The sequence below is a fragment of the Novosphingobium cyanobacteriorum genome (assembly GCF_029436685.1).
In the GTDB taxonomy this organism is placed as follows: domain Bacteria; phylum Pseudomonadota; class Alphaproteobacteria; order Sphingomonadales; family Sphingomonadaceae; genus Novosphingobium; species Novosphingobium cyanobacteriorum.
Genome location: NZ_JAROCY010000054.1, coordinates 1 through 5,101, shown reverse-complemented (window position 1 = coordinate 5,101; position 5,101 = coordinate 1). Strand labels below are relative to the sequence as shown.

Here is a 5,101-nt window from a genome sequence, read left to right as displayed (position 1 = left end):
CTTCATTCGCTGGTAGCAGATAGCCATTTGCTTGCATTGACTTGCTCCTCTTTGTAGAGGAACAACTTCGCGTAACCTATTGCTTAACAATCTCTTTCTGCCGCATGGCGGCGTACGGTGTGCTCACTCTACCAAGCTGCGAGAGGGTGATCCGGTCACTTCGCGGGACATGCAGGAGGGAATGAAGGGCCTCGATAGCGCTGAGCCAAAGCGCGTGCAGGCGCCGATGCCCGCACCCCGCTCATCAGGCCCGCTTATGAATCGAAACGAACCAACGGCGAGCAAAATAAAAGGGCAGGAACCGTTCCCGGCTCCCACCCTTTTCGGCGTCAGAATTCATCCAGCATCGATCCGTGAATGGTGTGGACGACACGTGCTGCCAGGTGTGCTGGCAGAGCGCAGTAGTCGCCTTCGTCCAGGGCGATATATCCGAGCTCTTCGTCTTCCACGATGTGCTGATCGAAGTAGCTGTGCAGTGCCCGGCACTCGGCGAGTTCCAGGGCCTCGAAATAGCTGCGGGGTGAAGCGCTGCAAGGTGCGGAATATGCCATGATGATCCTCCTGAGGTTGTCTCGAACGACAGGAAGAAGTGCGATGTTCGTGCGCATGCCGGGTCAGGGACCGCGCACCTGCGCGGCCGCGCCAGCGGCGGTGGGGGAAACGATTTTGTCGGGGGAAGGGATTCATCCCTTCTTCGGCAAAATGGTGGGGCCCTGCCGTCCTTGAGGCGGCATGTGGACGGACATCATACTGGGTAATCCGTGAGCCAGCCCCTCTACCCTCTCGGTTGGCACCGGACGGTTGTGGGCGAGCACCGTTTTTCTCGTTTTCCTACACCCTGCGCACGGTGGCAGAAGAGCTCTCGAGGGATCACAAGCCAAGGGGGCGGAAAGGACTGACATGCCCCGCAAAAGCAATCCGGTTGATGCCTTGAAGAAGCTCCGGGAACAACGCGAGGAACTGGCGGCCAAGGAAGCAAAGCTTCGCGACGAGGCGGCGATTGTCCTTGGCCACATTCTGATCGAGTGCGGCGCCGAGACGATCGAACCAGCGCAACTGCGTCAGATCGTCCGAGGAGCAATGGCACTCGGGATCGAGGAAACGCTGAAGCGGATAGCTCCCGCGTAAGCCCAACCCGGCGGCGGCAAGGGGTTTGATCCCCCGCGCCGCCGCATCGCCGGCGTACAAAAGAAAAGGCCCCGATGGCGTCTGCCACCGGGGCCTTGTCGTGAGGTGAGGACATTCAGTCTTCGTCGATGTCGGGAGCACCTTCGTTGCTGCCGGAGCGGCCCTTGGTGAGGAAGTCGACCTTGTCGGCGATGATCTCGCAGCCGTAGCGCTTGGTGCCGCTCTGATCCTCCCACTGGGTGTAGTGGATGCGCCCTTCGACCGTCACGAGCTGGCCCTTGGTGCAGTACTTGGCGACGTTCTGGCCCAGGCCGTTGAAGCAGGTGATCCGGTGGAATTCGCTGTCCTTGGCGGTGTAGCCGTTTTCGTCCTTGTAGGTCTTGCCATCCTTGCGGGCGGGACGGTCGGTCACGACCGAGATCGAGGTGATGCTGGTTCCACCCTGGGTGGTGCGGGTCTCGGGGTCGCGAGCGATGCGGCCAACGAGGATAACGAGATTGGTCATGGGCTTTCTCCTGATCGAGCATTCCGGGTCCATCCCGGCTGCAAAACCCGAGCAGAAGCGCCCCATGGCGAAGCGCACCGAAGGGGAACCCGGAACTGGTTCGGGTGGTGCGGGCAGCCGGGCACAGCCCGGCAACTCGGCCGGACCTGATCCGGGTTGCGCGTCTCGACGGGGGGTGATTCAGGGACAGGTTTGCATCGAAGCCGGGTGGAGCTGGATGCCTTGAACAGGTTTGCCCTGCCTCGTTTCCCTCCGGTCTTGGCCAGATCATCCCCGCCGACCTTCCACCGGAGAACCACTTCCTAGATCATCGTAATGACCGCTCCTCCAACCGGTGGCACATTCCTGGACGCACCTGCTTCGCCGGGGACAGGCATGTCGATCGTCACCCCTTCAGCGCCGTCCAGAGGGTTGCCTCGAAGCATCCAGGCCTGCGGCGTGATCAAGCGCGCCCAATCAGCAAAGGAGGGGATCGAGCCCAGGTCTTCGCGTACGTGCTGTTCACCGACCAGACGCACCGGAACGACCCGGCCATCAGCATTGACGAGGGTCTCGCCGAAGAGTGTTTCGAGCATGAATATCCCCTCGGCATGGTGCCGCAGCGCGCGGTGGCGGGGGTCTGCGAGAATAGCCTTCGACTGGTCGAACCACTGGTGCAACGGGAGATAGTCATCGACCGTACCGCCCCATTTCCGGACCGACGAGATGGCGTGGTAGTAGCAATGGGCCATGCCAGGTCTCCTAGAGCTCGGTCGAGTGATCATCGGTCGCGGTGAAGCGCAGACTGCAGTCGAGCACGAAGGTCGCTTCAGCGACATCGATCGCCAGTTCGCCGCAGGCGCCATCGTTGATTTCCCAGCCCGGATGGTGACATTCGAGTGCCAGATAGGTCAGCTGCTCGAGTGCCTGGCCGAGTGATTGCAGCTCTTTGGATCCTGCACGTTCCGCCGTATCTGCTTCGCCTTCCATGAGAAGGACTTCCGGGCACGGGATCGCCGCGCCGGCTGCATCGAGGCATGCACATTCTTCAACGGCACCGCTATCGCCGCAGCCGTCAAAGCGGATCTCGACGCGTGCGATGCTAGCCTCTAGCAACCGCGGAAAAATGGCTGTCTTGAGCTGCCGGATTTCTTCGGCCACTTGCACCTGCCGCTCCGCCTGCCGTACGGCAAAGTCGGCCATCAGGGCCTCAATATCGATCATGGAATGCCTCCTGGTGAATGAAGCCAACGGCCATTCGCTGGCTTCAATCGACAGGCGCACACCTTTCCTCTGATGGATGACGCCAGCGCCGATCAGGCGCTGGCGCGAGGACTGGCATGACCTCAGTCAGCCCCTGCCGAAGTGCTCTTCGGATTGGTGCCAAGGGGCCCGCGGCGATCGACAACGGTGATCCGCCGAGTCTTGGCCTCGATCACCAAACGTTCGAGTACGCCATTGCCCGGAAAGGCGATGACGTAGCGCGGATCGAGGGAGAGCATCCGCTCGTTACGCTTGAAGCCGGCACGGGTGCCCAGCCGCATGTCGAGCGAAAACGTGACCTGCGGGATGCCGCGACGTTCAGCCCAGCTCGATGCCAGGCGGTCTACGCCCTTGGTGTCGCCGCCATGGATGAGCACCATGTCGGGCACACGGTCACGAACCTTGTCGAGCGTTGCCCAGACATTGTTGCCGAAGGTCAGCGCATCGTCTTCGGTCGCATGACGGGTGCGCCCGCCAGCGAAGACGACCGGGGTTCCTTCGGGCACCGCCGCACGGCGCTTGGCCTCGGCACGGGCACGCAGGAAGTCGCGCCCTTCGACGAGCGCCGAGGTGAGCATGACGCTGTGATTGAAACGCGAACTGGAGACCGGCTTCCAGGAGGAACCGAACTCGTTGAGGTAAAGGGCTGCTGCAACCTCGCGCATCTCCTCGAGCGCCAGCATCGCACTTTCGGCGCACTGCGCCCGCTCGACCTGCGTCTCGAGTTCATGGGTGTGGACCTCAGATCCATCGGCCGTAGCAATCAGCGCGCGGACCTCGTCGGTCGCCCGGTCGACTGCAGTTGATTTACGTTCGGCCGAGCGGTGAAAGATGTTGACGAAAGCCCAGCCAAGATCCTCGGCGTCGGCTTCGAGAGCGGTCCCGGACACCATGGCGAAAAGATCGGACCAGACCGCTTCGAGAGTTTGGACGACCGCCTCCCGGACCGGGAAATCGCTTGTCGATACGGGAGCGGGTCCGATCGAGAAACCGGCAAGATCGAGCCCGGCGAGTTGGTCGGCAAATGACGTGTGCATGGGATATCCTCCTGACTGACGTGACACCGGCGCATCCGTTCATGGCTGCGCCAGCGAGAGCCCGTCAGGGCCAGCATTCAGGCAGGATTGCGCACCCGTCAGGGGAAACCCGGCTTGGCGGGCTGGCGCGGGCAGGCCTTGAGCCTGAAGGGCGAAGGCCAACACGGGCCCGCCCTAGCCGGGTTGCGCAAGACTGGCGGCTGGCCCAGGGCCTCTCTCGCATGGCGCCAGGCCATGGGCGGTCGGAACAGATCCGTAGGCAGGGGCACGCCCTATGCTTCATCCATGCACTGCACCGCCCCGGCTCGGCTCAAGCCGCTCGCTTGGCGTAGACACCCTCTCCGTTCGACATATGCCCGAGACAGTCATAGTCGCCGAACACGGCATCGAAGCGGGATGCGATCTGGGACAGCCAGCGCTGTGCCCGCGGTGAGCGGGCCGTGCGCCAATCGGCGTCCCAATAGGCCCCGTCATCGCGTTCGACGATCCAGACGGCCACCAGCCCGCCGTAGACCGACACGCCGAAATCCGCATAGGCATTGCGCATGAGGATCCGGTCCTCCCGGCCGCGCCAGCCGTCATGCGGGATCAGCGACGGGAAGGCTCGGCCGGCCCGCTCGCGCAGGTCGTCACGCAGCCACTCGTATTCGAATTCCCAGTCGTCCTCGGCTTCGACCTCGAGCACGGTGAAGGCGACGATTGCGCCGCTGGGATAGCTGACTGATCGGCCCATGGCATCATCCCTCAGGCCGCAAGCGCAGCGTCGTCTGACGCGTCGTCAAACTGTTCGGCCGTGACCCGCCCGCCAAGCTTCAGCAGCAGGGTCGAGGCCTCTTCGGCCTTGGCCGCAGCGGACAGGATGGCGCGGTCGTCATCCTTCAGAAGCTTGAGCCAATGCTCGATGTAGCTCGCGTGGCTGTCGAGATGCGTGACCGGCAGGCCCAGCTCAGCGCCGAGCATGGCGCTCGATAGCTCGGCTACCAGTTCTTCGGCGGCATAGGCCGCCGTGCCGAAGCGGTTCTTGAGATCACGCCCCAGGCGGCTGGCATGGCCGGTCCAGTGCGACAGCTCGTGGTAGGTCCCATCCATAACGTGTCCTTTCTGTCCTCTTCTGCCAATCAAGCAGGACACATGATCCGAGCCCCCTCTTCTCTGCCGGACAGGGAGGGCCCGAGGGCCCTTCCTGTCC

General features: G+C 62.9%; 7 protein-coding genes and 1 pseudogene. 1 reads left to right on the top strand and 7 read right to left on the bottom strand.

Annotation, left to right across the window (positions count from 1 at the left end):
* Window positions 1–329 precede the first annotated feature (329 nt).
* Window positions 330–551 carry a hypothetical protein gene (locus POM99_RS21995; RefSeq protein ID WP_277280927.1) on the bottom strand — a complete coding sequence of 74 codons (222 nt, stop codon included), beginning with the start codon at window positions 549–551 and terminating at the stop codon, window positions 330–332.
* Between the two features lie 349 nt (window positions 552–900).
* Between POM99_RS21995 and POM99_RS21990 the strand changes: the two genes are divergently transcribed.
* Complete coding sequence (locus tag POM99_RS21990; RefSeq protein ID WP_277280925.1) at window positions 901–1,128, top strand: DUF6437 family protein; 228 nt, start codon at window positions 901–903, stop codon at window positions 1,126–1,128.
* Between the two features lie 115 nt (window positions 1,129–1,243).
* Here the strand turns inward: POM99_RS21990 and POM99_RS21985 are convergent, their stop codons facing one another.
* From POM99_RS21985 to POM99_RS21960, 6 genes and pseudogenes are all read right to left on the bottom strand, one after another.
* On the bottom strand, window positions 1,244–1,633 hold the full coding sequence (locus tag POM99_RS21985) for a single-stranded DNA-binding protein (RefSeq protein WP_007688363.1): 390 nt from the start codon (window positions 1,631–1,633) through the stop codon (window positions 1,244–1,246).
* A 302-nt stretch (window positions 1,634–1,935) separates the two neighbouring features.
* Window positions 1,936–2,364 carry a DUF6915 family protein gene (locus POM99_RS21980; protein ID WP_277280923.1) on the bottom strand — a complete coding sequence of 143 codons (429 nt, stop codon included), beginning with the start codon at window positions 2,362–2,364 and terminating at the stop codon, window positions 1,936–1,938.
* 10 nt (window positions 2,365–2,374) lie between these two features.
* A complete protein-coding gene (locus POM99_RS21975; RefSeq protein WP_277280922.1) occupies window positions 2,375–2,836 on the bottom strand; it encodes a DUF6878 family protein in 462 nt (153 codons plus the stop codon).
* A gap of 122 nt (window positions 2,837–2,958) precedes the next feature.
* A complete protein-coding gene (locus POM99_RS21970) occupies window positions 2,959–3,912 on the bottom strand; it encodes a DUF2493 domain-containing protein (protein ID WP_277280920.1) in 954 nt (317 codons plus the stop codon).
* A 310-nt stretch (window positions 3,913–4,222) separates the two neighbouring features.
* Window positions 4,223–4,645, bottom strand: coding sequence for a hypothetical protein (locus tag POM99_RS21965; protein WP_067105255.1), 423 nt, complete (start codon window positions 4,643–4,645; stop codon window positions 4,223–4,225).
* Window positions 4,646–4,656: 11 nt separating this feature from the next.
* Window positions 4,657–4,986 (bottom strand): annotated as a pseudogene (locus POM99_RS21960) (zincin-like metallopeptidase domain-containing protein); the annotation flags it as partial.
* Window positions 4,987–5,101 lie beyond the last annotated feature (115 nt).

Coding starts and splice junctions, on each gene's coding strand:
- POM99_RS21970 (WP_277280920.1), bottom strand. CDS start 3,912: ATGCACACGTCATTTGCCGACCAACTCGCCGGGCTCGATCTTGCCGGT.
- POM99_RS21975 (WP_277280922.1), bottom strand. CDS start 2,836: ATGATCGATATTGAGGCCCTGATGGCCGACTTTGCCGTACGGCAGGCG.
- POM99_RS21965 (WP_067105255.1), bottom strand. CDS start 4,645: ATGGGCCGATCAGTCAGCTATCCCAGCGGCGCAATCGTCGCCTTCACC.
- POM99_RS21995 (WP_277280927.1), bottom strand. CDS start 551: ATGGCATATTCCGCACCTTGCAGCGCTTCACCCCGCAGCTATTTCGAG.
- POM99_RS21980 (WP_277280923.1), bottom strand. CDS start 2,364: ATGGCCCATTGCTACTACCACGCCATCTCGTCGGTCCGGAAATGGGGC.
- POM99_RS21990 (WP_277280925.1), top strand. CDS start 901: ATGCCCCGCAAAAGCAATCCGGTTGATGCCTTGAAGAAGCTCCGGGAA.
- POM99_RS21985 (WP_007688363.1), bottom strand. CDS start 1,633: ATGACCAATCTCGTTATCCTCGTTGGCCGCATCGCTCGCGACCCCGAG.